General features: G+C 69.3%; 26 protein-coding genes. 10 read left to right on the forward strand and 16 right to left on the reverse strand.

Annotation, left to right across the window (positions count from 1 at the left end):
- Positions 1 to 114: 114 nt before the first annotated feature.
- Both sucD and sucC read right to left on the reverse strand, forming a co-directional pair.
- Complete coding sequence (gene sucD, locus ACFXJ8_RS01410; protein WP_379641816.1) at positions 115 to 990, reverse strand: succinate--CoA ligase subunit alpha; 876 nt, start codon at positions 988 to 990, stop codon at positions 115 to 117.
- Positions 990 to 2,171 carry an ADP-forming succinate--CoA ligase subunit beta gene (sucC, locus tag ACFXJ8_RS01415; protein WP_379641817.1) on the reverse strand — a complete coding sequence of 394 codons (1,182 nt, stop codon included), beginning with the start codon at positions 2,169 to 2,171 and terminating at the stop codon, positions 990 to 992. Before sucC ends, sucD begins: the two co-directional genes overlap by 1 nt.
- 217 nt (positions 2,172 to 2,388) lie before the next feature.
- Between sucC and ACFXJ8_RS01420 the strand changes: the two genes are divergently transcribed.
- The 3 genes from ACFXJ8_RS01420 (at position 2,389) to ACFXJ8_RS01430 (ending at position 5,192) form a co-directional block, all read left to right on the forward strand.
- The gene (locus tag ACFXJ8_RS01420; protein WP_379641818.1) at positions 2,389 to 3,213 is read left to right on the forward strand and encodes a hypothetical protein; all 825 of its coding nucleotides are present in this window, start codon (positions 2,389 to 2,391) and stop codon (positions 3,211 to 3,213) included.
- A 259-nt stretch (positions 3,214 to 3,472) separates the two neighbouring features.
- The gene (locus ACFXJ8_RS01425) at positions 3,473 to 4,318 is read left to right on the forward strand and encodes a hypothetical protein (RefSeq protein WP_379641819.1); all 846 of its coding nucleotides are present in this window, start codon (positions 3,473 to 3,475) and stop codon (positions 4,316 to 4,318) included.
- 76 nt (positions 4,319 to 4,394) lie between these two features.
- The gene (locus ACFXJ8_RS01430) at positions 4,395 to 5,192 is read left to right on the forward strand and encodes a hypothetical protein (RefSeq protein ID WP_379641820.1); all 798 of its coding nucleotides are present in this window, start codon (positions 4,395 to 4,397) and stop codon (positions 5,190 to 5,192) included.
- Here the strand turns inward: ACFXJ8_RS01430 and ACFXJ8_RS01435 are convergent.
- On the reverse strand, positions 5,176 to 5,661 hold the full coding sequence (locus ACFXJ8_RS01435) for a pyridoxamine 5'-phosphate oxidase family protein (protein ID WP_379641821.1): 486 nt from the start codon (positions 5,659 to 5,661) through the stop codon (positions 5,176 to 5,178). The genes ACFXJ8_RS01430 and ACFXJ8_RS01435 overlap by 17 nt on opposite strands.
- 157 nt (positions 5,662 to 5,818) lie before the next feature.
- On the opposite strand from ACFXJ8_RS01435, the gene ACFXJ8_RS01440 reads away from it, so the two are divergent.
- Positions 5,819 to 6,154 carry a type II toxin-antitoxin system RelE/ParE family toxin gene (locus ACFXJ8_RS01440; RefSeq protein WP_379641822.1) on the forward strand — a complete coding sequence of 112 codons (336 nt, stop codon included), beginning with the start codon at positions 5,819 to 5,821 and terminating at the stop codon, positions 6,152 to 6,154.
- Positions 6,155 to 6,181: 27 nt separating this feature from the next.
- A complete protein-coding gene (locus ACFXJ8_RS01445) occupies positions 6,182 to 6,517 on the forward strand; it encodes a helix-turn-helix domain-containing protein (RefSeq protein WP_379641823.1) in 336 nt (111 codons plus the stop codon).
- A 253-nt stretch (positions 6,518 to 6,770) separates the two neighbouring features.
- Here the strand turns inward: ACFXJ8_RS01445 and ACFXJ8_RS01450 are convergent, their stop codons facing one another.
- The 4 genes from ACFXJ8_RS01450 to ACFXJ8_RS01465 all read right to left on the reverse strand — a co-directional run bounded on the left by ACFXJ8_RS01450 (position 6,771) and on the right by ACFXJ8_RS01465 (position 8,852).
- Positions 6,771 to 7,160 (reverse strand): nuclear transport factor 2 family protein, encoded by a 390-nt coding sequence (locus ACFXJ8_RS01450; protein ID WP_379641824.1) that lies wholly within the window; start codon positions 7,158 to 7,160, stop codon positions 6,771 to 6,773.
- Positions 7,161 to 7,169: 9 nt separating this feature from the next.
- Positions 7,170 to 7,595 (reverse strand): hypothetical protein, encoded by a 426-nt coding sequence (locus ACFXJ8_RS01455; RefSeq protein ID WP_379641825.1) that lies wholly within the window; start codon positions 7,593 to 7,595, stop codon positions 7,170 to 7,172.
- 287 nt (positions 7,596 to 7,882) lie between these two features.
- Positions 7,883 to 8,332, reverse strand: a complete 450-nt coding sequence (locus ACFXJ8_RS01460) for an iron chaperone (RefSeq protein ID WP_379641826.1) — start codon at positions 8,330 to 8,332, stop codon at positions 7,883 to 7,885.
- Between the two features lie 64 nt (positions 8,333 to 8,396).
- Positions 8,397 to 8,852, reverse strand: coding sequence for a carboxymuconolactone decarboxylase family protein (locus ACFXJ8_RS01465; protein WP_379641827.1), 456 nt, complete (start codon positions 8,850 to 8,852; stop codon positions 8,397 to 8,399).
- Between the two features lie 181 nt (positions 8,853 to 9,033).
- Here ACFXJ8_RS01465 and ACFXJ8_RS01470 point away from each other — a divergent pair, with 181 nt between their 5' ends.
- Positions 9,034 to 11,499, forward strand: coding sequence for a tetratricopeptide repeat protein (locus ACFXJ8_RS01470; protein ID WP_379641828.1), 2,466 nt, complete (start codon positions 9,034 to 9,036; stop codon positions 11,497 to 11,499).
- On the opposite strand, the gene ACFXJ8_RS01475 is transcribed toward ACFXJ8_RS01470, so the two are convergent.
- The gene (locus ACFXJ8_RS01475; RefSeq protein ID WP_379641829.1) at positions 11,496 to 11,756 is read right to left on the reverse strand and encodes a hypothetical protein; all 261 of its coding nucleotides are present in this window, start codon (positions 11,754 to 11,756) and stop codon (positions 11,496 to 11,498) included. The genes ACFXJ8_RS01470 and ACFXJ8_RS01475 overlap by 4 nt on opposite strands.
- Before the next feature lie 54 nt (positions 11,757 to 11,810).
- Positions 11,811 to 14,063, reverse strand: a complete 2,253-nt coding sequence (gene pcrA, locus ACFXJ8_RS01480) for a DNA helicase PcrA (protein ID WP_379641830.1) — start codon at positions 14,061 to 14,063, stop codon at positions 11,811 to 11,813.
- Between the two features lie 96 nt (positions 14,064 to 14,159).
- Here pcrA and ACFXJ8_RS01485 point away from each other — a divergent pair, with 96 nt between their 5' ends.
- Together ACFXJ8_RS01485 and ACFXJ8_RS01490 are read left to right on the forward strand one after the other, a co-directional pair.
- Positions 14,160 to 14,861 (forward strand): PIG-L deacetylase family protein, encoded by a 702-nt coding sequence (locus ACFXJ8_RS01485; RefSeq protein ID WP_379641831.1) that lies wholly within the window; start codon positions 14,160 to 14,162, stop codon positions 14,859 to 14,861.
- A gap of 170 nt (positions 14,862 to 15,031) precedes the next feature.
- Entirely contained in the window at positions 15,032 to 15,778 is a 747-nt protein-coding gene (locus tag ACFXJ8_RS01490; RefSeq protein WP_379641832.1) for an ABC transporter permease, read from the forward strand.
- On the opposite strand, the gene ACFXJ8_RS01495 is transcribed toward ACFXJ8_RS01490, so the two are convergent.
- From ACFXJ8_RS01495 to ACFXJ8_RS01525, 7 genes are all read right to left on the reverse strand, one after another.
- Entirely contained in the window at positions 15,720 to 16,463 is a 744-nt protein-coding gene (locus tag ACFXJ8_RS01495; protein ID WP_379641833.1) for a CPBP family intramembrane glutamic endopeptidase, read from the reverse strand. The genes ACFXJ8_RS01490 and ACFXJ8_RS01495 overlap by 59 nt on opposite strands.
- A gap of 9 nt (positions 16,464 to 16,472) precedes the next feature.
- On the reverse strand, positions 16,473 to 16,736 hold the full coding sequence (locus ACFXJ8_RS01500) for a WhiB family transcriptional regulator (protein ID WP_379641834.1): 264 nt from the start codon (positions 16,734 to 16,736) through the stop codon (positions 16,473 to 16,475).
- A gap of 119 nt (positions 16,737 to 16,855) precedes the next feature.
- Complete coding sequence (locus ACFXJ8_RS01505; RefSeq protein ID WP_379641835.1) at positions 16,856 to 17,512, reverse strand: neutral zinc metallopeptidase; 657 nt, start codon at positions 17,510 to 17,512, stop codon at positions 16,856 to 16,858.
- Between the two features lie 85 nt (positions 17,513 to 17,597).
- A complete protein-coding gene (locus tag ACFXJ8_RS01510; protein ID WP_379641836.1) occupies positions 17,598 to 18,998 on the reverse strand; it encodes a glutamate--cysteine ligase in 1,401 nt (466 codons plus the stop codon).
- 83 nt (positions 18,999 to 19,081) lie between these two features.
- Positions 19,082 to 20,218, reverse strand: a complete 1,137-nt coding sequence (locus ACFXJ8_RS01515; protein WP_379641837.1) for an FAD-dependent monooxygenase — start codon at positions 20,216 to 20,218, stop codon at positions 19,082 to 19,084.
- A gap of 57 nt (positions 20,219 to 20,275) precedes the next feature.
- On the reverse strand, positions 20,276 to 20,908 hold the full coding sequence (locus tag ACFXJ8_RS01520) for a response regulator (protein WP_379641838.1): 633 nt from the start codon (positions 20,906 to 20,908) through the stop codon (positions 20,276 to 20,278).
- Positions 20,905 to 22,107: a PspC domain-containing protein gene (locus ACFXJ8_RS01525; protein ID WP_379641839.1), complete on the reverse strand. Its 1,203-nt coding sequence runs from the start codon at positions 22,105 to 22,107 to the stop codon at positions 20,905 to 20,907. The genes ACFXJ8_RS01520 and ACFXJ8_RS01525 overlap by 4 nt, the downstream gene beginning before the upstream one ends.
- A gap of 125 nt (positions 22,108 to 22,232) precedes the next feature.
- Between ACFXJ8_RS01525 and ACFXJ8_RS01530 the strand changes: the two genes are divergently transcribed.
- Positions 22,233 to 23,753, forward strand: coding sequence for a PspC domain-containing protein (locus ACFXJ8_RS01530; RefSeq protein ID WP_379641840.1), 1,521 nt, complete (start codon positions 22,233 to 22,235; stop codon positions 23,751 to 23,753).
- The gene (locus ACFXJ8_RS01535; protein ID WP_379641841.1) at positions 23,743 to 23,961 is read left to right on the forward strand and encodes a hypothetical protein; all 219 of its coding nucleotides are present in this window, start codon (positions 23,743 to 23,745) and stop codon (positions 23,959 to 23,961) included. Before ACFXJ8_RS01530 ends, ACFXJ8_RS01535 begins: the two co-directional genes overlap by 11 nt.
- The last annotated feature ends 36 nt before the right edge of the window (positions 23,962 to 23,997 follow it).

Consider the following 23,997-nt stretch of genomic DNA (forward strand, 5'->3'; position numbering starts at 1 on the left):
CCCTGACGTAACGGCGAGCACCGAAGTCGGCTCGCGTGCCGTGGAAGACGGAACGGCCACCAGGTGACCCCGGTGGCCGTTCCGTGTCTTGCCGTACAGGATGAAAACGGAGATCTAGCGGGACTGCATGATCTCGCGCATCAGCCGGGCGGTCTCGGAGGGCGTCTTGCCGACGCGGACGCCGACCTTCTCCAGCGCCTCCTTCTTCGCCTGCGCGGTGCCGGCCGAGCCGGACACGATCGCGCCCGCGTGGCCCATCGTCTTGCCCTCGGGGGCGGTGAAGCCCGCCACGTAGGCCACGACCGGCTTGGTCACGTGCTGCTCGATGTAGGCCGCGGCCCGCTCCTCGGCGTCGCCGCCGATCTCGCCGATCATCACGATCGCGTCGGTGCCCGGGTCCTCCTGGAAGGACTGGAGCGCGTCGATGTGCGTGGTGCCGATGACCGGGTCGCCACCGATGCCGACGGCGGTGGAGAAGCCGAAGTCGCGCAGCTCGTACATGAGCTGGTAGGTCAGCGTGCCCGACTTCGACACCAGGCCGATGCGGCCCGCGGTGGTGATGTCGGCCGGGATGATGCCCGCGTTGGACGCGCCGGGCGAGGCGATGCCGGGGCAGTTCGGGCCGATGATGCGGGTCTTGTTGCCCTTGGCGACCGCGTGGGCCCAGAAGGCGGTCGTGTCGTGGACGGGCACGCCCTCGGTGATGACCACGCAGAGCGGGATGCCCGCGTCGACGGCCTCGATGACCGCGTCCTTGGTGAAGGCCGGGGGCACGAAGACGACGGAGACGTCGGCTCCGGTCTGCTCCATGGCCTCCTTGACGGTGCCGAAGACCGGCAGGTCGAGGTGGGTGGTGCCGGCCTTGCGAGCGTTGACGCCGCCGACGACCCTGGCGCCGGAGGCGAGCATGCGCTTGGCGTGCTTGGTGCCCTCACCGCCGGTCATGCCCTGAACAATGATCTTGCTGTTCTCGGTCAGCCAGATAGCCATTACGCACCTACCGCAGCGAGTTCGGCGGCGCGCTTGGCCGCGTCGTCCATCGTGTCAACCAGCTCGACGCCCTTCAGCGCGGCGTCGTGCAGGATCTGGCGCCCCAGCAGGGCGTTGTTGCCGTCGAGGCGGACGACCAGCGGGCGGGTCACGGCCTCGCCGCGCTCCTCCAGCAGCTTGAACGCCGAGACGATGCCGTTGGCGACCGCGTCGCAGGCGGTGATGCCGCCGAAGACGTTCACGAAGATCGACTTCACGGCGGGGTCGGAGATGATGATCTCCAGGCCCGCGGCCATGACCTCGGCGCTGGCGCCGCCGCCGATGTCGAGGAAGTTGGCGGGCTTGGGCTTGCCGGGGAAGGCCTCACCCGCGTAGGCGACGACGTCGAGGGTGGACATGACCAGGCCCGCGCCGTTGCCGATGATGCCGACGTTGCCGTCGAGCTTGACGTAGTTGAGGTCCTTCGCCTTGGCCGCGGCCTCGAGCGGGTCCTCGGCGGCCTTGTCGGCGAACTTCTCGTGGTCGGTCTGGCGGAAGGAGGCGTTCTCGTCGAGCGTGACCTTGCCGTCGAGGGCCTTCACCTGGCCGTCGGCCGACAGGATCATCGGGTTGACCTCGACGAGGGAGGCGTCCTCGTCGACGAAGCAGCACCACAGCTTCTCGATGAGCTCGGCCGCGCCGTCCAGCGACTGCTCGGGCAGGCCGCCGGCGACGGCGATCTCGCGCGCCTTGGCGCGGTCGACGCCGGTCAGCGCCGAGACCGGCACCTTGGCGACCTTCTCGGGCGCGCTGTGAGCGACCTCTTCGATGTCCATGCCGCCGGCGGCGGAGCAGATCGCCAGGAAGGTACGGTTCGCACGGTCGAGCAGGAAGGAGAAGTAGTACTCCTCGGCGATCGCGCTGGCCTCCTCCACGAGCACCCTGTGGACCGTGTGGCCCTTGATGTCCATGCCGAGGATGTCGGTGGCCTTCGCGACGGCGTCGGCCGCGTCGTCGGCGACCTTGACGCCGCCGGCCTTGCCGCGACCCCCGGTCTTGACCTGGGCCTTGACGACAACCCGGCCGGTCAGCTGCTCGGCAGCCGCACGCACCTCCTCCACGGTGTGCGCGACGATGCCGCGCGGCACCGGGATGCCGTAGTCCGCGAAGAGTTCCTTCGCCTGATGTTCGAACAGGTCCACGAGGGTCCGTCCTTCTCCTGGGTATGTACGACGGCCCGGGCCCACCCCGTGTGCCGGGCGTTTCCGCCATGGAAGCCTAGTCCCAAGCTTGACCTGCCCAGGTCATTGGGTCATAGATATCGCTTGCGAGCCATACCAATGTGTGGCAAACCGCCCGATTGTCCCCTTTAGCGATCTAGGATGTCCCGCACATCTGACCGAAGGGGCACACACAGACATGAGGCGTTTGATCGCCGCCACCGCGCTCACCGTATCCGCGGTCGCGGTCGCCACCCCCGCATTCGCGTTCTCCGCCGCGCCGAAGAACCCGGTCGAGGCGCTGAAGAAGCAGTTCGTCGCCGGCAAGGGCGTCAAGGTCTCCGAGACCACCACCATGCTCACGGACGGCAAGCCGACCGGCGGCGTCGGCCGCATGACCGGCGTGCTCGCGTTCGGCAAGAAGGGCGTCGTCGCCTCCGACCTGACCCGCCGTACCAAGGGCGGCCCGAAGGTCTCGGACGACGACGAGTTCGCCGCCCTGTTCAGCCCCACCAGGTACATCAGCGTCAACGGCCAGACCTACGCCAAGGGCGGCCTCTACGGCCGCGACCTGCCCGAGGGCAAGAAGTGGGTACGCGTCGTCGGCGCGCCCGACGCCACCCTGTCAGGCAGCCAGCTGATCAACATCTTCGACGGGTCGGTGCTCAAGACCGTCCTGAAGGGGGCCAAGAGCGTCCGCGGCGGCGTCTACAAGGGCGCGATCAGCCTCAACGACCTCAGCAGGGCCTCCGGCGGCGTCAAGCTGCCCGGCAAGATCGGCAAGGTGAAGGTCGCCTACGCGATCACCGTGAACTCCAAGCAGCTCGTGACCCGGGTGACGAGCGTGGCGAAGCTGGACTTCGGGCTGCTGGGCGTGATGAGCATGACCGCCGACACCAGGTTCAGTGACTGGGGTTCCAAGGTCACCATCACGGCTCCGCCGGAGGAGGAGGTCGTCGACGCGGCCGACCTCGACACCGAGGTGCCCGAGCTGCCCAGCGTCCTCACCGAGGCCGCCAGCTAGCTCATCGTTGTCAGCCCGGCACCCCGCTGTGGGTGCCGGGCTTCTTGCTGCCTGCACCGAACCTTCACCAACCGTGCGCACCGCCTCCCGCTTTTCGTGATCTTCGACTGGGAGGCTCGCCGGCATGCTCGTCCTGTCGGCGGCCTCCGCCGACCAGGTGATCGATCTCGATAACGTTCCGCCCGACAATCCCGCATTGCGAGATGGGCTCGTGACCTCCAGGTGAGAAGATCTTCGCCCCCTCTTAAAGGAAACACACATGAAGCGAACCATCATCGGCCTCGCCTTAACGACAGGCGTCGCGCTGATCACCGCCGTCCCCGCTCAGGCGGCAGCGCCCAAGGCCGACCCGGTCAAGGCGCTCAAGGCCCAGTTCGTCTCCGGCAAGGGCGTCACGTTCTCCAGCATCGTCCGCATGGGCGGCTCGGGAGAGACGCTGATCACCACGCGGGAGAACGGCAAGATCGGCTTCGACCGGAGCGGTCCTGCGGCCTCCGACAGCAGCTTCAAGGTGCAGATCGACCCCACCCTGAAGTCGCTGCTCGACGATGAGACCCGGACCATGTACGCGGCCCTGGCCAAGCCCACCCGGGCGATCAGCGTCAAGGGCAAGACCTACCTGTCCGGCAGCATGGTGGCCGACGTCCTGCCCGACGGTAAGACGTGGGTGCGTTACCCGGGCGCCACCACCGCCAACAGCGGCGACGGGACGTTCGTCAACATCTTCGAGCCCGCCACGCTCAAGACGCTCCTGGCCGGCGCCTCCTCCTACCGCAACGGTGTGGCGAAGGGCACGATCAGCGCCGCGAAGCTGCGCTCGGTTTCGCGCACCTTCCGCGCGGGCGGCAACGTCATCGACGCCAAGAAGATCACCTGGGCGCTCTGGATCAACTCCAAGGGGCTGGTGACCAGGGTCAGCGCCAAGATGGCCGTCCCGATGCGGGGAGTGACCCTGGAGATGTCCCAGGAATCCCGGTTCAGCGGGTGGGGCGCCAAGGTCTCCATCGTCGCTCCGCCGTCGGCCCAGGTGGTCGATGCCAAGGAGCTGGGTGAGGACGCGCCCACTCCCGGCATCCCCGATGTCCTCACCGAGGTCAAGCCCTAACCGCGTGTCCTGACCGGCCTGCGGGGTTGTCCGCCGCAGGCCGGTCGACGTCCTCTCCACCCAGCAAGGACCCCTCGTGCAGCCGTTCCTCATCGCTCTCGCACTCGCCATCGCCGGCCCCGCCCAGCCGGCTCCCACGCCCGATCCGGTCAGAGCCCTCGAGGCGCAGGTCATGCCCGGCAGAGGCGTCACGGTCTCGTCGACCACCCGGCTGTTGGGCGACGGCAAGCTCTTCGCCACCATCCGGGCCGACGGCGTCACCGGGTTCCGCAAGGGGTGGCTCACGGACGTCGACGACACCATCAGGTTCCACATTGCGATGGCCGTCCCCGAGGCCCTGACCGAGGACTTTCGCTTTCCTACCCTGTTCACCAGGGTCAAGGGCGTGACGTACACCTCGGGCGGTCAGCTCGTCGGCAGGCTTCCGCTGGACAAGAAGTGGGTTCGCCACGAGTGGCCCGGGGACCATCCCGGGGCTCTCGAGGTCGATCTCTTCCGGCCCGGCACGCTGGAAGCGCTGCTCGCCACCGCCTCCTCCCGGAGCCCCCGTGCGGCCAAGGGCGTCATCTACAGCTCCAAGATCCCTGGCTCGTCTTCCCGCTTGACCGGAGATCGGGGCGAGAAGGTCACCTGGGCGCTGTGGTTCGACGCCAAGGGCAGGGTGACCCGGCTGACCACCAGGGCCTCGCAGCAGACGAACGACAACTACGAGCTGGGCATCAGCTCCGACCAGCGGTTCACCGGCTGGGGTGCCAGGGTGACCGTCGAGCCACCGCCGCAGGATCTGGTCATGCCGGAATCCGACCTTCCCGAGATCGACCTCCTCGGGGAGTCGGCCGAGAAGCTCACCGAGGCTGTCACGAAGGGAAACTGAGCCCAGGTTCTGGAGTGCCGAGCCACCTGCCGTCGATCATGAGATCGCGCTCGGCGAGCTCGTTCACCTCGCGCCAGGCCTGCACCTGGAGCGGGACGATACGGAAGTAGGGGTACGCGCCCCGCTGCTTGCGCGGGTCGAAGCCCGCCTTGGCCGCGAAGGCATCGCCGACCTCGACCGGGATCTCGGCGGCCGGTATCACCTCGCGCACCTCGGCGTCGATCAGGACGACGTCGCGGGTGGGGCCGAGCGCCACCCTGACCTTGCCGGTGGCTTCCAGGAACCTGGCCGTCGGGTTGGTCCTGGCGGTGGAGATGAGCATGGCCTGGCCGTCCCACAGGAACGACAGCGGCACCAGGTACGGCAGGCCGTCCGGGTCGGCGGTGGCGAACCAGGCGTCGACGTCGCGCTCCAGCCGGTCAAGGGTGTCGCGGATGCGCCGCTCGAGGGCGCGGGCGGGAGGATTCACGGTGGTCAGGGTAGCGCTCATCGGTCAGCCCCATTCCCACCCAGTCGACGCCCGATCCGATCGAGGTGCTCGCCACCGGCTCCGCCCCTGGACGGAGTCCCGCGCCGCCGCACTCGTCACCACTTGCCGAGGTGAAGGATTTGCTACACTTCCGATTGTGGACGAGTGGGAGATCCGAGTCACCAACGAGATCCGCCAATGGATCTACGCCCTGGACGAGCCGTCCCGGATCCAGGTCGTCGACGCCATCGACCGACTGGCCGAGGCCGGTCCCGGATTGGGTCGCCCGCTGGTGGACAAGCTCGAAGCCTCGCGAATCCACAACCTCAAGGAACTCCGTCCCGGCTCGGCTGGCCGCTCGGAGATTCGGATCTTGTTCGTTTTCGATCCATGGCGCTCGGCCATCCTGCTGATCGGCGGCGACAAGTCCGGCGACTGGTCCGGCTGGTATCGCAGAGCCATCCCCCGCGCGGAAGAGTTGCGGAGTACCTGACAGAACGCGAGGCCGAGGAGAAGACCGGTGACTAACTTTCCCAAGTGGAGCGACATCCGCGCCGACATCGTCGCGAATTCCGGCGGTGAGGAAGCCGTAATCGAGACGCGACGGCACACTCAGGCCTATATCGACGGCTACCGGCTGGCTGAGCGTCGCAAGACCCTAGGCCTGACTCAGACGGACGTGGCCGACCGCATGGGCGTGACCAAGAGTCGGGTCTCGCAGATCGAGCGCGGCGAGGTATCCACCATCGAGGCCATCGCCCGCTACGTGCAGGCACTGGGCGGACAGATCCAGGTTTCAGCAGTGTTCGGGGACGACCTGTATATCTTGCGCGGCACGGACACTCACGCCGCGTAACTTGATCGCTCCGCCCAAGGCGCCTGCATGCCACAAACGCGCCGAGCGGCACCGCGCCCCCTACACGCAACACTCGCCGAGTGAACCGCCGGGTTTACTCTGATCACGCACCTGGGTGCGCGATTTCTCAGTCGGATGCTCGCGACCCTCGTCTCCTGCATATGAATATCTGAGTTCCCGAGCAGCTCTCAGGTCATCCAGCAGACGTGTGAGAGCACAGGCCACCGCGTGGTCGTCCGGATGACGCCGGGGATCACGCGGGGGCCGCGGCCGTGATCTGGCTCAGGACGCACAACCAGCGCCCATCCCGCTTCACGAACACGTCGGTCGTCCACTCGTCGGCGTCGTAGCGTCGGCCCAGGTGGTGGGCCGTGTTCGTGATCCGTCCCGTGAGAATCGCGGTGTCGCCGTAGACCCTGACCCTGGGCTGGTTCACGAGAGTCATGGCCGAGTGCGTCAGCTCTCCCGACTCGACGAGCGAGAGGAAGTCCCGCTTCGAGGTGAGGCCCGACTCCGAGACGATCACCCATTCGTCGGCCATGAAGGCGGCGATCCGGGCGGCGTCGTTGGAGACGATCGCGGCCGCCCACTCGTCGGCGACGGCCACGAGCTGGGCGTGCACCGGTGCGGTGTCGTCGTCCACCACCCGATCTTAACCGTCACACAGGGAGTGGCTGGCGTACGTCCACAACACGCTGTGAATGGTGACGTTGAAATACCACGACCTCTCGCCGTCCCATGGCCTGTCTGGTGTGGCGACATGGAAACAGTCGGTGCGATTGTAGTTCTTGCCTTCGTAACGGTAGGTGTAGTTCGCCAGCACGTGGTCTCTCCCACCCTCCGTGCCGTTGTTGAACACGGACCGGATGTTTCCGATCCCGGTTGAGTTGTAGTTCCAGTTCCCTTCCCAGAGCATGACCCGGTTGACCTGCCCGACACTGGAATAGATGCAGAAATAGCCGATGGGGCAGTTGTGCAGGTTACTTCCGGCATCAGCGGCGGCGGGCGAGCCTGAGCCGACGACCCCGGTGGCGAGGGTCAATGCGGCCAACGTGGCGGCGACTTTCCGGCGGACCATCCGACCTCATTCCGTAGCAGGTGGTGTCGACCTCGGGCGCGAGGTTCCGACGCACCCACCGTAGGAGGCCGCTGTTGGGCTGGTGTTGGGTCCGTGTTGGGAAAACGGCTCAGCGCCCCCGATTCATCGGGGGCGCTGAGCCGTGAGTCCGCAGACTGAATTCGTGTGGTCATTATCCGGTCCCATTTCGGCCGGAGGGGCGGTTCCGCCGGCCCACTCGGCGCTGACGGTGACGGCGAACCCCGCACCTGGAACAGCGGGGTTCTGCCATGACGGCCAGCGAGCGGTCAGCCTGCCGCGCGCTTCACGAGTTCGGCGATCCTCGCCTCGTCGTCGGCGGTCAACTCCGTCACAGCGAAGGCGGTCGGCCACATGGTGCCGTCGTCGAGGCTCGCCGAGTCGTTGAAGCCGAGGGTCGCGTACCTCGCCTTGAACTTCTCCGCGCTCTGGAAGAAGCAGACGACCTTGCCGTCCCTGGCATACGACGGCATGCCGTACCAGAGCTTCGGTGACAGGGTCGGCGCGCTCTCCTTGACGATGGCGTGGATCCGCTCGGCCAGGACGCGGTCCTCTTCCTTCATCTCGGCGATCTTCTCGAGCACGTCCCGCTCCGCGTCGGCCTTGGTCGCGTCGCGGCGCGCGGCCTTCTTCAGCTCCTTGGAGTGCTCCTTCATCGCGGCTCGCTCGTCGTCGGAGAATCCGTCGAACTTCTGGGCGGCCTTCTGCGTCTCGGTCATGGTGAAATCTCCTTGTTTGCGAGTCTTGGTAGGGATGACAGTCTTTACCAGAGGCGGGCTCTGCTCAGCCCCAGGCGCCGGCGATCTGCCGGGTGGTGGCGTTGAGCCGGTTGAACAGGTTGGTGACACCGATCATCAGAACGATCGCGGCCAGCTGCTTCTCGTCGTAGTAGGTGGCGGCCCTGTCCCAGACCTCGTCGCTCACCGCGTCGGCCCGGTCGGCCAGCCGCGTCGCGGCCTCGGCCAGCTCGAGCGCCGCCCGCTCCTCCTCGGTGAAGTACGGGGTCACCCGCCAGGCGACGACCGTGGCCAGCCGCTCCTCGCTCACCCCGGCCTTGCGAGCGGACTTGGCGCCCGCGTCGACGCAGGAGCTGCAGCCGTTGATCTGGCTGACCCGCAGATGCACCAGCTCCATCGTCTGACCGTCGACCCCACCGGCGTGCACTGCCTTGAAGAGCTCCTGGATGGACTGCATCGCGTTCGGCAGGATGAACGCGGGGTTCTGCATACGGCTCTGCATGGTGGTTGCTCCTCTTATTTTCTGTTCGGCGCCCCGTCCCTCAGGGCGTGACTCAATAACAGCCGAACGGGCTTGCCATGACGATGGAGATGGGACACCGTGGGACAGTTGCAATGGCTATGGCCTGCGATGATGCGTCCCGATATGTTTCTTCCCCGACGGGACAGAGAGGCGCGACACAGTGACGAAGGCAGACCCCCAAGACGAACTGGCCGCCCGGCTCCGGCTGCTCCAGGAGCTGTCCGGGCGCGGCGTGCGGGCCCTCGCGCGGGACACGGGCCTCAGCTCGTCGTCGCTGTCGCGCTACCTCAGCGGCCAGTCGGTGCCACCCTGGTCCGCGGTGATCGAGCTCTGCCGCCTCGTCAAGCGCGACCCCCGCCCACTGCGCCCCCTGTGGGAACGAGCGACGAACCCCCTGCCGGCGCCCCCGAAGACGAGCCGCCAGGTCCAGCCCCCGTCGCCGCCCGCCGGCGCCCCGCGCCCGCCCCGCAACGATCTGCCGCGCGACGTGCCCGACTTCACCGGACGTCAGGATCAGCTCGCCGCCGTCCTCGCCGCGGTGGACAGCAGCCGGATGGTCGCCGTCGACGGTATGGCGGGCGTCGGCAAGACCTGTCTGGCGGTGCACGCCGCGCACCAGCTCGCCGCCGAATACCCGGACGCCCAGCTCTATCTGGACCTGCACGGGTTCACCGACGGGCGGGAACCGCTCGATCCCGATCCCGCGCTACGGGCACTGCTCGCCGCGCTCGACGTCCCGTCGGAGAAGATCCCGCAGGAGGGTGGCATCGAACCGCTGGCCGCCTGCTGGCGGTCGGAACTGGCCGGCCGGCGGGCCGTCGTGGTCCTCGACAATGTCGCCAGCGCTGACCAGGTCCGCCCGCTGCTACCCGGCGCAGGCGCCTCCGTCGCCCTGATCACCAGCCGCAACCGGCTGCTGGGCCTGGAGGAGGTGCCGCCGGTGTCGCTGGACGTGCTGACCCCGCAGGAAAGTGCGGAACTGCTGGCCCGCGCCAGCGGCGATCCCAGCGGCCCGGACGGCCGGCTGGCCCGCGACCCGGAGTCCACGGCCGAGGTGCTGCGGTTGTGCGGCCACCTTCCGCTGGCCCTGCGGCTGGCCGGGGCGCGGTTGCGGCACCGGCCGGGATGGACCGTGGGCATCCTCGTCGAGCGTATGGCGGAGGGCGCGAGCGAGTTCGACACCGCGTTCGCCATGTCCGTCCGGCAGCTCGACCGGGCCGAGCGCCGGTTGTTCCGGTTGCTGGGGCTGCTGTCCGGATCGTCCTTCGACGAGTACGTGGCCGCGGCGCTGGCGGACGTGCCGCTGCGCAGCGCCCGGGCGATGCTGGAGGACCTGCTCGACGCGCACCTCGTCCAGCAGCCGTCGGCCGGTCGCTACACGCTGCACGACCTGGTGCACCAGCACGCGCGCCGAGCCTCGGCGGAAGAGGACTCCCCGGCGGAGCGGGATCAGGCGCTGGGCCGGGTGCTCGACTACTACGTGCACGCGGCGGCGGCCGCCGACGCCGCCATGCCGTACGAGTCAGGCAGCCGCGCGGCCTCCGCGGGCCGGCCGCCTGCCGAGCTGCCGCGGTTCCCCAGCAAGCATGCGGCGCTCTACTGGTTCGTCACCGAGTACACCAACCTGATGGGCGCCTTCGAGGTGGCGATCGCCACCGGAGCCGACGCGCACGCGTGCGAACTGCCGCGTTTCATGCGGGCGTTCTTCGCGCGGCGCTGCGGCACGACGCACCTCAACGTCCTGTTCGAGCGATCGCTGGCGGCCGCCCAGCGCCTGGGTGATCCGTGGCAACTGGCCGAGGCGCACAGCGACCTCGGCTTCGCCCGCTACAACGCGGGCCGGATGATGGAGGCCGGCGCCGCGTACGCGGCGGCGGCACCGCTGATCTCCCAGGCCGGGGACACCCGCTCCGAGGCGGATCTGACCATGCGCCGCGGCTACCTGAGGTGGGACGAGGGCTATGTGGAGGAGCCACTCGACCTCTTCAGGCTGGCGGGGAGGCTGTACGCGGACGCCGACTGCCCCATGGGCGCGGCCCATGCGACCGCCGACGAGGCTTGGGCGATGCTGCAGCTGGGACACCGCGAAGAGGCGGCGCGGCTGTCCCGCGAGGTGCTGGACATCGCGCACGCCGACCCGTCCTGGCCTGCCGTACTGACTGCTCGGATCACCCTTGGCATGGCCATCGCCGACGAGCAACCCGACGAGGCCGCGGAGCACCTGCACCAAGCCCTGGAGCTCGCCCGCGAGGACGGCCACAAACACAACGAGGCGTGGGGTCTCAACTGCCTGGGCGTCGCCCTACGCCAGATGGGCCGCTACGAGGAGGCGCTGGCAAGCCACCGGCAGGCGTTCGCGCTCCTGGACGAGCTGTTCGAGGAACACTGGAAGATTCACTTCCTCAACGGGTACGGCGAGACCTGCCGCCTGGCCGGCCTGCCCGACGAGGCCCTGCGCCTGCACCGTGAGGCACTCGAGCTGGCCCCGAAGATGGGCTACCGGCACCAGGAGGCACTGGCCCACGAGGGCATCGCGGCCGTGCTCGACGAGACGGACCCGGCCGCCGCCGCCGAGCACCGCGCGGCGGGGCAGGCCATCCGACAGGAGCTCAACCCAGTCGCCTAGCCACCGCCGTCGGAGTCCGCACCGGCCGCGGGCTTGGTGCCGGTGCGGCCCTTTGGCGAAAGCCAGAACACCAGGTGGGCAACGCCCCCGCACAGGCAGAAGAAGCCGAACCCGATGGCGACGTGCTTGCCGTGGTCGGTCAGGCCGTCGATCTCCAAGGGAGGCCCGTTGATCGTCAGGTAGATCATCCCGACAGGACCGACCACGAACAACAGGACGCCCGCCACGACCTCGAAGACGATCTGGAGCCGGGTCACAGGACCTGGCTACCAGACCCGGAGCTCCCGCGACCATCCCCCGCCCGGATACACCTAGAGTTTCTCCAACGGGGCGTAGGCCAGCAGGAGCGTCTTCTCGCCGCCGCTGCCGAAATCGATTTTGACCTTGGTCTTCTCGGCCACGCCGTCGACGGACACCACGGTGCCCAGGCCGAAAGCGTCATGGGTGACGCGGTCGCCGGGCGCCAGCGACGGCATCTGCCTGCCTCCGGTCTTCCTGGCCGCCGGTGCCGGGCTCTCCTTGCGGGCCGTGGCCGCGCTCCACGCCGACTTCTCCGGATCGGTGCGCCACTCGATGAGTTTGGCGGGCACCTCGTTCACGAAGCGGGAGGCCGGGTTGAACGACGGCGAGCCCCACGAGCTGCGCACCGCCGCCCGCGTGATGTAGAGACGCTGCTCGGCCCTGGTGATGCCGACGTAGGCCAGGCGCCGCTCCTCCTCCAGCTCCTTCGGCTCGCCGAGCGAGCGGATGTGGGGGAAGACGCCGTCCTCCATCGCGGTGAGGAAGACGACGGGGAACTCCAGGCCCTTGGCCGTGTGGAGGGTCATGAGCGTCACCACGCCCTGGCCGCCGTCGCCCTCGGGGATCTGGTCGGCGTCGGCCACCAGCGAGACCTGCTCCAGGAACTCCACCAGCGTGCCCTCGGGGTTGGCCTCCTCGAACTCGGAGGCGACCGAGACGAGCTCGTTGAGGTTTTCCAGGCGCGATTCGTCCTGCGGGTCTTCGGAGGCCTCCAGCTCGGCGCGGTAGCCGGTCGCCACCAGGATCTCCTCGGCCAGCGCCGAGGGCGGCATCCCCTCGCCCTTGCCGATCAGATCCTCGATGAGCGCGACGAACTCGCGGATGGCGTTGAGCGACCTGGTGGCCATGCCGTACGCCTCGTCGGCCCTGCGCAGCGCGTCCCAGAAGGAGATGCGCTCGCGCGAGGACAGCGCCTCGACCAGCGCCTCGGCGCGGTCGCCGATGCCGCGCTTGGGCACGTTGAGGATGCGGCGCAGGGAGACCACATCGTTGGGGTTGGCCAGCACCCGCAGGTAGGCCAGCAGGTCCTTGACCTCCTTGCGCTCATAGAAGCGCACCCCACCGACCACCTTGTACGGCAGGCCGGTGCGGATGAAGATCTCCTCGAACACGCGGGAGGCCGCGTTGGTGCGGTAGAAGACGGCCACGTCGCCGGGCCGCACGCCCTCCTCGTCGGTGAGCTTGTCGACCTCCTGGGCGACGAACATGGCCTCGTCGTGCTCGTTGTCGGCCACGTATCCGACGATCTTCGGCCCGTCGCCCTGGTCGGACCACAGGTTCTTCGGCTTGCGCGACTCGTTGCGCGAGATGACCGAGTTGGCGGCGGCCAGGATGTTCTGGGTGGAGCGGTAGTTCTGCTCCAGCAGGATCGTGCGCGCGTCGGGGTAGTCGCGCTCGAACTCCAGGATGTTGCGGATCGTCGCGCCGCGGAAGGCGTAGATCGACTGGTCGGCGTCGCCGACGACGCACAGCTCGGACTGATCGGAGCCCGATCGCACGGGCTCGCCGTCGACGGTCGTCAGCTGCGGCCGCCCGACCAGCTCCCTGATCAGGATGTACTGGGCGTGGTTGGTGTCCTGGTACTCGTCGACGAGCACGTGCCTGAAGCGCATCCGGTAGTGCTCGGCCACCTCGGGGAAGAGCTGGAACAGCACCACGGTGTTCATGATGATGTCGTCGAAGTCCATCGCGCCGGACTCGGTCAGCTTGAGTTGATAGGCCTTGTAGGCCTGCGCGAGCGTCTTCTCCAGGTGGGAGCCCGCCCTGTCGATGGCGCTCTCGTAGTCGATCAGCTCGTTCTTGAAGTTGCTGACCTGAGCGGAGAACGAACGCGGCGGGTAGCGCTTGGGGTCGAGGTCCATCTCGCGGCAGACCATCGCCATGAGCCGCTGGGAGTCGGCCTGGTCGTAGATGGAGAAGCTGGACGGGTAGCCCAGGCGCTTGGCCTCCCTGCGCAGGATGCGCATGCAGGCGCTGTGGAAGGTCATCACCCACATGGCCTTGGAGCGCGGGCCGATCAGCTTGTCGATGCGCTCCTTCATCTCCTTGGCGGCCTTGTTGGTGAACGTGATCGCCAGGATCTCGCCGGGATGGACCTGGCGCTCGGCCAGGAGATAGGCGATGCGATGGGTGAGCACCCGCGTCTTGCCTGACCCCGCCCCCGCGACGATGAGCAGGGGGCTGCCGTGATGGATCACGGCCTCGCGCTGCTGCGGGTTGAGGCCGTCGAGCAAGGGGTGGTCAACAGAGACTTGGGTGGGCACGGACCTAGGGTAAAGCGCGCCACCGACAAACGCGTCCAGGAATGCGCCACCGCCCGTCAGGGTTGCCTGATTGGACCCCCTTCCGAAGGAGAGATCATGGAGATCACCCGCGTCCTGGTGGTGACCGCGCACCCCGACGACGTCGACTTCGGCGCGGCCGGAACGATCGCGCAGTTCGTCGACAAGGGCATCGAGGTGACCTACCTGCTCGTCACGTCAGGAGACGCGGGCGGCCACGAGCGCGATCTCGACGGCGAGGGCATGGCCGAGCTGCGCAGGACCGAGCAGGCCATGGCGGCCAAGGCGGTCGGTGTCACGGACGTGCGTTTCCTGTCGGGCTACCGCGACGGCAGGGTGGAGCCCACGATCGAGCTGCGCCGTGACATCGCCAGGGTGATCCGCCAGGTGCGTCCCGATGTGGTGATCACGAGCACGCCCGAGCGCAACTACCAGTTCATCGGCCCCAGCCACCCCGACCACCGCGCGGTCGGCGCGGCCACGCTCGACGCCGTCTACCCCGACGCGCGCAACCCCTACGCCTACGAGGAACTGGCCGACCTCGAGGCATGGACGGTCGGCGAGGTGTGGTTGATCGGCGGCACCGACCCCAACCACTGGGTCGACATCACCGACACCATCGACCGCAAGATCACCGCGCTGTCGGCGCACGTGAGCCAGGTCGGCCACCACGAGGGCTTCGAGGACTTCGTCCGCGAGCGCTGGGCGGGCATCGCGCTGAAGGGCGGCCTGGGCGAGGGCCGCTACGCCGAGGCCTTCCAGGTGGTCCCCACCGCCTGATCGACGCGAACCTCCGCCCCCGTCCACGGGCGTCCCCCCACTCACACGAGCCCCCAACCCCCGATCCACGCGGGCCTCCCGCTCCCTGATCCACGCGGGTCGCCACTCCGATCCGCGCGGGTCAGGGCGGCATCACGCGGGCGAGCCCTGGTCCCAGGTAGAACCTCTGCATGGGACTCACGCTCACCCCCGCGCTCGTCGCCGTCGTCGTGCTGCTCGCCGTGGGCGGCGCCGCCGTGGCGGGGCTGGGCGGGCTCGGCCACGCCCGCGCCGTCCTCACCGCGAGCCTGCGCGCCGCCCTCCAGCTGGGCGCCGTCTCCCTGGTGATCGCGTGGGTGGTCGGCGCACCACCCGCCGTCGCCGCCTTCCTGCTGGTCATGTACGGCGTGGCGGCCATCACCGCGGGCCGCCGCATCGCCAAGGACCGCCCCTGGCCCGCCGCACTCCCCATCGCAGCGGGCACCCTGCCCGTCCTGGTCGCGCTGTTCGGCACCGGCGTTGCCCCCATGCGCGGCATCACCGTCATCCCGATCGCCGGGATCCTGCTCGGCGGCTGCCTCACCGCCACCGCGCTGGCGGGCAAACGCGCCCTCGACGAGCTGCGTCAGCGCAAGGGCGAGGTCGAGGCGGCGCTGTCGCTCGGCTTCCTCGACAGGGACGCCAACCTGGAGATCTGCCGTCCCGCCGCCGCCCAGGCGCTGATCCCCGTGCTCGACCAGACCAGGACCGTCGGGCTGGTGACGCTGCCGGGCGCGTTCGTGGGAATGCTGCTGGGCGGGGCCGAGCCGCTGGAGGCGGGCGTGGTGCAGCTCGTGGTGCTGGTCTCGCTGATCGCGGCGGAGGCGGTCGCGGTGCTCGTCACCGTCGAGCTGGTGGCGCGGGGGCGATTCGGGCGAACAGATACCCCAGCGAGTTAGTGGCCAGGTGCAGCAGCGAGGGGGCCAGTAGCCCGCCCCTGCGGCGCAGCTCGCAGAACAGCACGCCCGCCGCTGCCGTGGACAGGACGCCGCCGACGACGACCTTGACCACATCGGCACCACCCGAGACCGGCACGCTGGAGGTGCCATCCGAGGCCAACGCGATCGCCGCGCCGGTGGCGCCGCCCGAGGTCAGTTCGCCGAGCGCGGGGTTGGCGCGGGCCAGCTCTATCGCGGGCAGGATGTGCCACAGCCCGAACAACGCCGACGAGACCGCCGTGGCCGTCACCGTGCCGTGCTCGCGGCGCAGCATGCCGTACAGAGCGCCCCTGAAGCCGACCTCCTCCAGCAGGACCGTGCCGACGGGCACCTGCAGCAGCGCCGCCTCGACCACCTCCGCCTTCGACAGCGACAGCGCCCGCTCGTCGTGGAACAGCGCGCGCGTGTGCGGCACGGCGATGCCCACGGTGTATCCGGCCGCGACGACGGCGGCCAGCGCGGCGCCCGCCTTGGCGCCGCGCAGCCCGTGGGTGAAGCCGATCTCCTCCCACGACAGGCCCGACCTCCTCGCCATCGCGACCAGCGCGCCGGTGGCCAGGGCCGAGGTGAGGGGCGCGAGCCTGGGGGCGACGCGGTTGTTCATGATGTTGGCCGCGACGAGGACGGCGAGGGATCGAAGCAGCACCCTTGCAGGTTATGCGCTCCGCTGCCGCCATCCGGCGGGAAAGCGCAGCCGTCTGCGCTCATCTGGGGTGAGGCCGCCCCAGATGCCCTCCGACTCCCCCGCCCGCAGCGCGTAGGCCCGGCACTCGGCGAGCACCTGACAACCCGAGCAGACCGCCTTGGCCTGCGCCTCCTGCGCCGGTGACGGCGCCGGAGGGAAGAAGAGATCGGGATCGCTGGTCCTGCAGGCTCCCCGCCGCAACCAGCCGATCTCCCAGAGGTTCCCCAGTGGCATGCGCTCACGCTAGACCGCCGGAGCGCCGCCCGCATCACCCTTGCGGCGTACTCCCGCCTACGTCAGCAGGCGCCTTCCGCCTACGTCGGCAGGCGGTTCCGCCTGCATCAGCAGACGGCTCAGCAGGCGCCGACGCCGTTGGCGTAGCCGTTGGTGAACGCCCGCTGGCGCTGCTGCGCGGTGCCGTGGGCGTCGGGCCTGAACCAGTCGTCGCTGGGGTCGCCCGCGGCCTCCAGGTTGGCCATCAGCTCCGTGTCGTCGCCTTCCTCCGGGTTCAGCACGTTGGCCTTCACCAGCCCGGCCAGCGCCGCGCCCGCGTAGCAGTCCGCCTGGAGCTCCCGCTCCACGTTGAGCCGGAACTCCGTCCCCTGCTGCGCCTGTACGGCGTGCCCGATCTCGTGCAGGATGATCAGATAGGTGGAGCCGTCGCCGAGCTTCTCCCAGAACGAGTCCAGCCAGTCGCGGTCGTAGGCGATGAAGTGGCCGTCGGGGCAGTAGAACGCGTTCTCCGGCGTGGAGGGCTCGCCGCCGCAAGAAGGCCCGTCCTCGCCCCGGTAGGGGATGAACTCCGTCACCGGCTCGTAGGTACGGCCGAGCGCCTCGAACTGCGCTTTCCAGAACTGCTCGCCGTAGACCTTGGCGAGCTGGACATCCTCCTCGAAGGTGTCGCCCCTGACGACGTCGGTGGAACGGGCGGAGCCCGAGCCGCCTGCCGTACCGCCGCACGCGGTGAGCACGAGGGCCAGCAGGGCGGCGAGCAGAAGGCGCGCGGTCATGTCTCCATCCTGCCCCGCCCGCCCGGGACCCGCGCCTGGGCGGATCCGTTCGCCGGGACCCGCGCCCGGGGGGCCTCGGGGAACGTCAAAGGGTCCAGCTGTGCACGGGCTCGTTGCTGTGCATGCGCTCGATGTACTCCAGCGTCATCCTGCGCAGCCCCTCCCGCCGGTCGCCGCCGTATGCCTCGACCGCCTCCACCTGCCACGTCGCCCCCGTACGCTCCAGCAGGCAGCGGCCCTCGATCACCCCGAGCAGCCGGTCGGCGACGGGCCCGTCGACGCCCCACTGGGCGAGCCCTTCGGCCGCCATCGGCAGCAGCCTGCGCAGGATCAGCTCGGCCGCGGGCACGTCGCCGAGCCCCGGCCAGTAGAGCCGGGCGTCGAGCCCGTGCCTGGCCGCGCTCGCCAGGTTCTCCTCGGCGGCGGCGAACGACATCTGGCTCCACACGGGCCGTCCGGCGTTGGGCAGCATGCGCATGAGCCCGTAGTAGAAGGCCGCGTTCGCCGCGATGTCGAGGACCGAGGGCCCCGCGGGCAGGACGCGGTTCTCCACCCGCAGGTGCGGGGTGCCTTCGACGACCGCGTACACGGGCCGGTTCCACCGGTAGATGGTGCCGTTGTGCAGGGTGAGCTCGTCGAGGGACGGGATGCGCCCCGCCTGCAGTTCCTCGCGGGGGTCCTCGTCGGAGCAGATCGGCAGGAGCGCGGGGAAGTAGCGGACGTTCTCCTCGAACAGGTCGAAGACGCTGGTGATCCAACGCTCGCCGAACCACACGCGGGGCCGTACCCCCTGGCTCTTGAGCTCGGTGGGACGGGTGTCGGTGGCCTGCTCGAACAGCGTGATCCTGGTCTCGCTGTGCAGCTGCCTGCCGAACAGGTAGGGCGAGTTGGCGGCGACGGCCACCTGGGGCCCCGCGATGGCCTGGGCGGCGTTCCAGTGGGCGGCGAACGCCTCGGGGCTGATCTGCAGGTGCAGCTGGACGCTGGTGCAGGCGGCCTCGGGGGTGATGCTGTCGGCGTAGGTGTCGAGCCGTTCGACGCCCTCGATGAGCAGGTGCAGGTCCTCGCCCCTGGCGGCGAAGATCTGCTCGTTGAGCAGCTTGTAGCGGGGGTTGGCCGACAGCGTGCCCTCGTGGGTGTCCTCCTGGCGCAGCGTCGGCAGGATGCCGATCAGGACCAGGTGGCCGCCTTCGGAGCGGGCGCGTTCCTCGGCGTGGTTGAGCCTGGCGCGCACCGACTCCTCCAGGACGCGCGCGCCGTCGCCGTCCAGGCGCTGGGGCGCGATGTTGATCTCGACGTTGAACTGGCCGAGCTCGGTCGCCCAGTCGGGCTGGGCGATGGCGGCGAGGACCTCCGCGTTGCGCATCGCGGGCTCGCCGCGCTCGTCGACCAGGTTGAGTTCGATCTCCAGCCCTGCTCGGGGGTGGTCGAACGCGAAGCGCGACTCCCGCAACATCTGGGCAAAGGTGTCCAGATTTCGCCGCACTTTGTCACGATAATTCCGTCGATCGTCTCGACTGAACACGACAACTGGCACGTCTCTGCCCATAACCGAAATGTCGCATGAGACTAGTAGTCCTTCAAGGTCAGGCCCCCTGCGACCTCGGCGAAGTCCTCCCCGTCGAACTCCACCCCCGCCTGTTCGGCCTCCATTCTCGCCTTGTTGGTGTAGGCGAGTTCCTGGTTGCGCCTGACGTACTCGCGCAGCTCCCGCTCGTAGGCCGCGAAGGCGGCCACGTGGTCGCCCCCTGCCCCGGCCAGCTCGCCCGCCAGCACATAGGCGCCCACCATCGCCATGCTCGTGCCCTGACCCGACAGCGGCGAGCCGCAGTAGCCCGCGTCGCCGAGCAGCACGACCCTGCCGCTCGACCAGCGGTCCATGTGGATCTGCGACATCGAGTCGAGGTGGAAGTCCGCGGCCTCCCACATGTGCCCGAGCAGCTCGGGCAGCACCCATCCCGCGCCGCCGAACCGCTGCTGCAGGATGCGCTTCTGCGCGGCGACGTCGCGGTGGTCGTAGTCGAGCGGCTCCGACTCGAACCCCATGTAGACGCGTGCCTCGCTGTTGCCGCGCACGCTCATCACGCCGCCGCCCCACTCGCCGCCCGGCACCTGGTGGAAGACCTGCCAGCGGTCGAGGCCGAGGATGTTGGGCGCGGTCCACACCGCCAGGTAGGTGCCGAGGTGACGGCTGAAGCGGGACTCGGGGCCGAAGACCAGCCTGCGGGTGTTGGAGTGGAGCCCGTCGGCGCCCACCACGATGTCGAAGGTACGGCGCAGCCCGCTGTCGAAGGTGACGTGCGCGCCGTCGGCGTCCTGGACGATCTCCCGGATGGAGTCGCCGAAAAGGTACTCCACGCCTTGCGCCGCCCCGGCCATGATCCGGCTCAGGTCGTCGCGGAGGATCTCGATGTCGGGGCTGGAGAGATCGCCGCCGGTGACCGTGCGCTCCTCGGAGCGGTAGATCTCGGTGCCGTCGGCGTCGACCATGGACATGCCGCGCATGTCCACCTTGACGGCGCGGATCTCCTCCAGCAGGCCCATCCGCGCGGCCACGTCGAGGGCAGGACCGCGCACGTCGATCGCCTGCCCACCGGGCCTGAGGCCCTGCGACAGCTCCACGATCGTGACGTCGAAGCCGTACTTGCTGAGCCAGAAGGCGAGGGCGGGGCCGGCGATGCTCGCGCCGGAAACCAGAATGTTCATGAGAGGTACGGTGGCCGAGCCCACGCACCGCTCACGCACCGGACGCTGACGAGCGGCTCACACGAGGCGTCTGGCGGTGGCCCAGCGCGACAGCTCGTGCCTGTTGGACAGCTGCAGCTTGCGCAGCACCGACGACACGTGGGTCTCCACGGTCTTGACGGAGATGAACAGCTCCTTGGCGATCTCCTTGTAGGCGTAGCCGCGCGCGATCAGCCGCAGGACCTCCCTCTCGCGCTGGGTGAGCGAGTCGAGCTCGGGGTCGATGGAGGGCGCCTCGGTCGAGGCGAACGCGTCGAGCACGAAGCCCGCCAGTCGGGGCGAGAACACCGCGTCGCCGTCCGAGACGCGGCGGATGGCGTCGGTCAGCTCGCGGCCGCTGATGTTCTTGGTGACGTAGCCGCGCGCCCCTCCCCTGATCACGCCGATCACGTCTTCGGCGGCGTCGGAGACCGACAGGGCCAGGAACCGCACCTGCGAGCCCGCGCCGAGCACCCTGCGCAGCACCTCCTGGCCGCCGCCGCCGGGCATGTGCACGTCGAGCAGCACCACGTCGGGTTCGAGCGCGGCGATCGCCTTCACCGCCGACTCGACGTCCTCGGCCTCGCCCACGACCTGGATCGAGTCGCCCAGCTCGGCGCGCACGCCGGAACGGAACAACCGATGGTCATCGACGATCAGCACGCGAATCATTTCTCCACCTTCATCGTCAACATCACTTCCGTGCCCTCCCCGGGCTCGGTGCGCACCCTGGCGCTGCCGCCGTGGCGCTCCATCCTTCCGATGATGGACTCCCTGATCCCCATGCGGTCCAGAGGCACCTCACCCAGATCGAAGCCCTTGCCCCGATCCTTCACGAAAATGGTGACTTCTTCACCCTCTACCTCCGCATAGACGGAGATGACCGGGCTTTCAGAGTATTTCGCGGCGTTGACCATCGCCTGCCGCGACGCCTTGAGCATCGCCCCCAGCCTGCCGCCCGAGTCGAGCTCCATGTCGCCCACGCAGACGACCTCGATGGGCACGCCGTGCGCGTCCTCCTCCTCGGCCGCGATCCGCCGTACGGCGGCGGCGAGCGTGGCGTCGGCGTCCTGGGCCGGCTGGTACAGCCAGTTGCGCAGGTCGCGTTCCTGCGCCCGGGCCAGCCTGGTGACCTCGCGCGGGTCGTGGGCGACGCGCTGGATCAGGGTCAGCGTGTGCAGCACCGAGTCGTGCACCATCGCGGCGACCTCGGCGCGCTCTTCCTGCCTGATGCGCTCGCGCCGTTCGAGCTGCAGTTCCTTCCACATGCCCGCCAGCCACGGCGCGGCGATGACCGCCAGGCCGCCGACGACGACGGCCGTGTAGAGCAGCCCTGGCCTGGCGGCGTCCAGCTCTCCCTGGAGGGCCAGGAAGCCGATCGCGCCGACGACCACGAGGATCACGCCGAGCAGCGTGCGCACGCGGTTCTTGCGCATGCCCTTGGTGGCGCCGCTGACCCAGCTCTTGCGCCGTTCGGGATCGGCCTGCTGCCAGAGGATGAGCATGCCGATGCCGCCGACGGCGAACGGCAACATGCCGAGCCCGCCCTTGGACGCGCCGGTCAGCCACCCGAACGCGAACAGCGCCACGCCGATCGCGATGAAGGCGGACAACTGGCTCCAGTCGCGCGCGGGAACCGGGCCCTCGGCCTGCCTGCGCGGCGTGATCATCCACAGGACGGCGTAGGCGGCGATGCCCACGCCGTCCACGACGCTGAGCAGCACGAAGCTCAGCCTGATCACGATGGGGTCCAGCCGCAGCTGGTCGGCGAGCCCCTGGGCGACGCCGCCCACCAGCCGCGCCTCCATCGGACGGGTCAGGCGGGGAAAGGGCGCGTCGTCCGTCTCGCGCAGAGTCTGTTGGTCAGCCATAACACCGCAATAGTCACACGTCGCGGTCGTGCCGGACATCAGGGGAGAGCCCTGGTTCCCCTTCTCGGGGTCGCCTCAGGGGAGTCCCGGATGCGGCCGAGAGCCGCGCACGCCACGATGGTGCCATGACCGAAGCACCGCCCACCGACCAGTCAGCCCCACCTCGCGTGCTCAGACGCAGTGACGAGGGCAGGATGGTCACCGGCGTGTGCGCGGGCCTCGGCCGTTACACGCGGATCGACCCGGTGGTCTTCCGCGTCGGTTTCGCCCTGCTGGTGCTGGGTTCCGGCATCGGCCTGTTCCTCTACATCGCGGCCTTCCTGCTGATGAAGGAGTTCAACGGCCGCCCCGGCTACGTCGAGCAGTGGACGCGCCGCGACTTCGACGCCGAGGCGGTGTTCGCGCTGCTGACGGGCATCGCGGGGTTCGGGCTCATCGTCAACCTGGCCACGGTCTGGTTCGGCACCGGCACGCTGGTGGTGGCCACGCTCATGGCGATCGTGCTGCTGACCGCGCACGCCAGGGGGGTCGACCTGCCCGCGCTCGCGCGGTCGCTGCCCGAGCGGCTCAACCGCAGGACCGAGCCGATCGCTCCCGAGGACATCGGCTACGAGCCCGCGCCCGCCGCCTTCCGCAGGGAGCCCGCTCCGGTACGGCGCGAGGCCCCGCCGACGGCGGCTTTCGAGACCGCGTCCTTCCGCACCACCGCACAGGCCCCCGTGGAGCCGCGACCCGCCGAGGCTCCGGAGACGCCATCGCAGGAGACCCGCGAAACCCCCGAGACTCAGGAGACCCCTGCGCCGACGAGGGTCAACGAGGTCCCCGAGGCGCCGCCGTACCAGCCGACGCCGCCCAGGCCGCCCGCACCCGGGCAGCCCGCGGCGCCGCAGCGGCAGCCCGCCTTCTCCTACGGCGAGCCGTTCGCCCCGCACGGCCCCTACCAGCCGCTCGACCCGCGCAGACGGGCCGGCCACTCCCCCTACGACCTGGGCCGTTACGGCGAGCAGGTCACCGCTCCGCGCCCGAGGCGACGCAGGTCGTTCACCGGTGCGGTCACCGTCCTGCTGGCATTGATCGTTGGAGGGATCGTCGTGGCCGCCCAAGCCACCTCAGGATCCACCGTCCCGAGCCTCACCGCCGTGGGCGGCGCCATGCTCATCACCATCGGCGCAGGCCTGCTGGTGGCCACCTGGCTCGGCCGTGGGGCCGGGCTCGTCGCTCTCGGCACCGTCCTGATCATGGTCATCAGCGCGAGCCTGATGCTCGGCGACGTGCCCAGGCAGATCGGCACCGCCACGTGGACGCCGACGACCATGGCCGAGGCCGAGCGCGCCTACGAGGTGGGCATCGGCGACGGCACGCTGGACCTGTCGGAGCTGACGCTCTCCCCCGGAGCGAACGTGACGTTCAACGCCAAGGTGGCGGTCGGGGAACTCGTGGTGATCGTGCCGCCGACGGCGCGGGTGGAGGTCCACGCCAAATCGCGGGTGGGCGACATCACGGTCGGCCAGGCCTTCGAGGGCGGCACCGACGTGGAGATCGACAAGGTGCTGGAGCCTGAGACGCCGCCGAAGGGCGCGGTCCCGACCATCGTGCTGAACCTCAAGGGCGGCATCGGCGACATGGAGGTGCGCGTTGCGGCCTGACGTGACCCACCAGCAGGCTCCCCGGCAGCGCCTGCTCCACCGGACCGACTGGATGGCCCTGCTCAGCGGCCTGCTGTTCGTGGTCGTCGGCATCCTTCTGGTCACCGGCGTCATCGACGACTTCGTGCTCCTGCTGTCGCTGCTGATCGGCGGTCTGGGTCTCGCCGGGGTGGTCGCGATCGTGGCGAGGTCTATCCGCCGCTCTTGACCTGGCGTTTGTTAGGCGTACGTTCCACTTATCAAT

Origin of the sequence: Nonomuraea sp. NPDC059194, from assembly GCF_042754765.1 — a bacterium.
Lineage (GTDB): Bacteria > Actinomycetota > Actinomycetes > Streptosporangiales > Streptosporangiaceae > Nonomuraea.

Coding starts and splice junctions, on each gene's coding strand:
- ACFXJ8_RS01530 (WP_379641840.1), top strand. CDS start 22,233: ATGACCGAAGCACCGCCCACCGACCAGTCAGCCCCACCTCGCGTGCTC.
- sucD (WP_379641816.1), bottom strand. CDS start 990: ATGGCTATCTGGCTGACCGAGAACAGCAAGATCATTGTTCAGGGCATG.
- ACFXJ8_RS01425 (WP_379641819.1), top strand. CDS start 3,473: ATGAAGCGAACCATCATCGGCCTCGCCTTAACGACAGGCGTCGCGCTG.
- ACFXJ8_RS01505 (WP_379641835.1), bottom strand. CDS start 17,512: ATGACCGCGCGCCTTCTGCTCGCCGCCCTGCTGGCCCTCGTGCTCACC.
- ACFXJ8_RS01525 (WP_379641839.1), bottom strand. CDS start 22,107: ATGGCTGACCAACAGACTCTGCGCGAGACGGACGACGCGCCCTTTCCC.
- ACFXJ8_RS01490 (WP_379641832.1), top strand. CDS start 15,032: ATGGGACTCACGCTCACCCCCGCGCTCGTCGCCGTCGTCGTGCTGCTC.
- ACFXJ8_RS01465 (WP_379641827.1), bottom strand. CDS start 8,852: ATGCAGAGCCGTATGCAGAACCCCGCGTTCATCCTGCCGAACGCGATG.
- ACFXJ8_RS01455 (WP_379641825.1), bottom strand. CDS start 7,595: ATGGTCCGCCGGAAAGTCGCCGCCACGTTGGCCGCATTGACCCTCGCC.
- ACFXJ8_RS01460 (WP_379641826.1), bottom strand. CDS start 8,332: ATGACCGAGACGCAGAAGGCCGCCCAGAAGTTCGACGGATTCTCCGAC.
- ACFXJ8_RS01485 (WP_379641831.1), top strand. CDS start 14,160: ATGGAGATCACCCGCGTCCTGGTGGTGACCGCGCACCCCGACGACGTC.
- ACFXJ8_RS01500 (WP_379641834.1), bottom strand. CDS start 16,736: ATGCCACTGGGGAACCTCTGGGAGATCGGCTGGTTGCGGCGGGGAGCC.
- ACFXJ8_RS01420 (WP_379641818.1), top strand. CDS start 2,389: ATGAGGCGTTTGATCGCCGCCACCGCGCTCACCGTATCCGCGGTCGCG.
- ACFXJ8_RS01515 (WP_379641837.1), bottom strand. CDS start 20,218: ATGAACATTCTGGTTTCCGGCGCGAGCATCGCCGGCCCCGCCCTCGCC.
- ACFXJ8_RS01520 (WP_379641838.1), bottom strand. CDS start 20,908: ATGATTCGCGTGCTGATCGTCGATGACCATCGGTTGTTCCGTTCCGGC.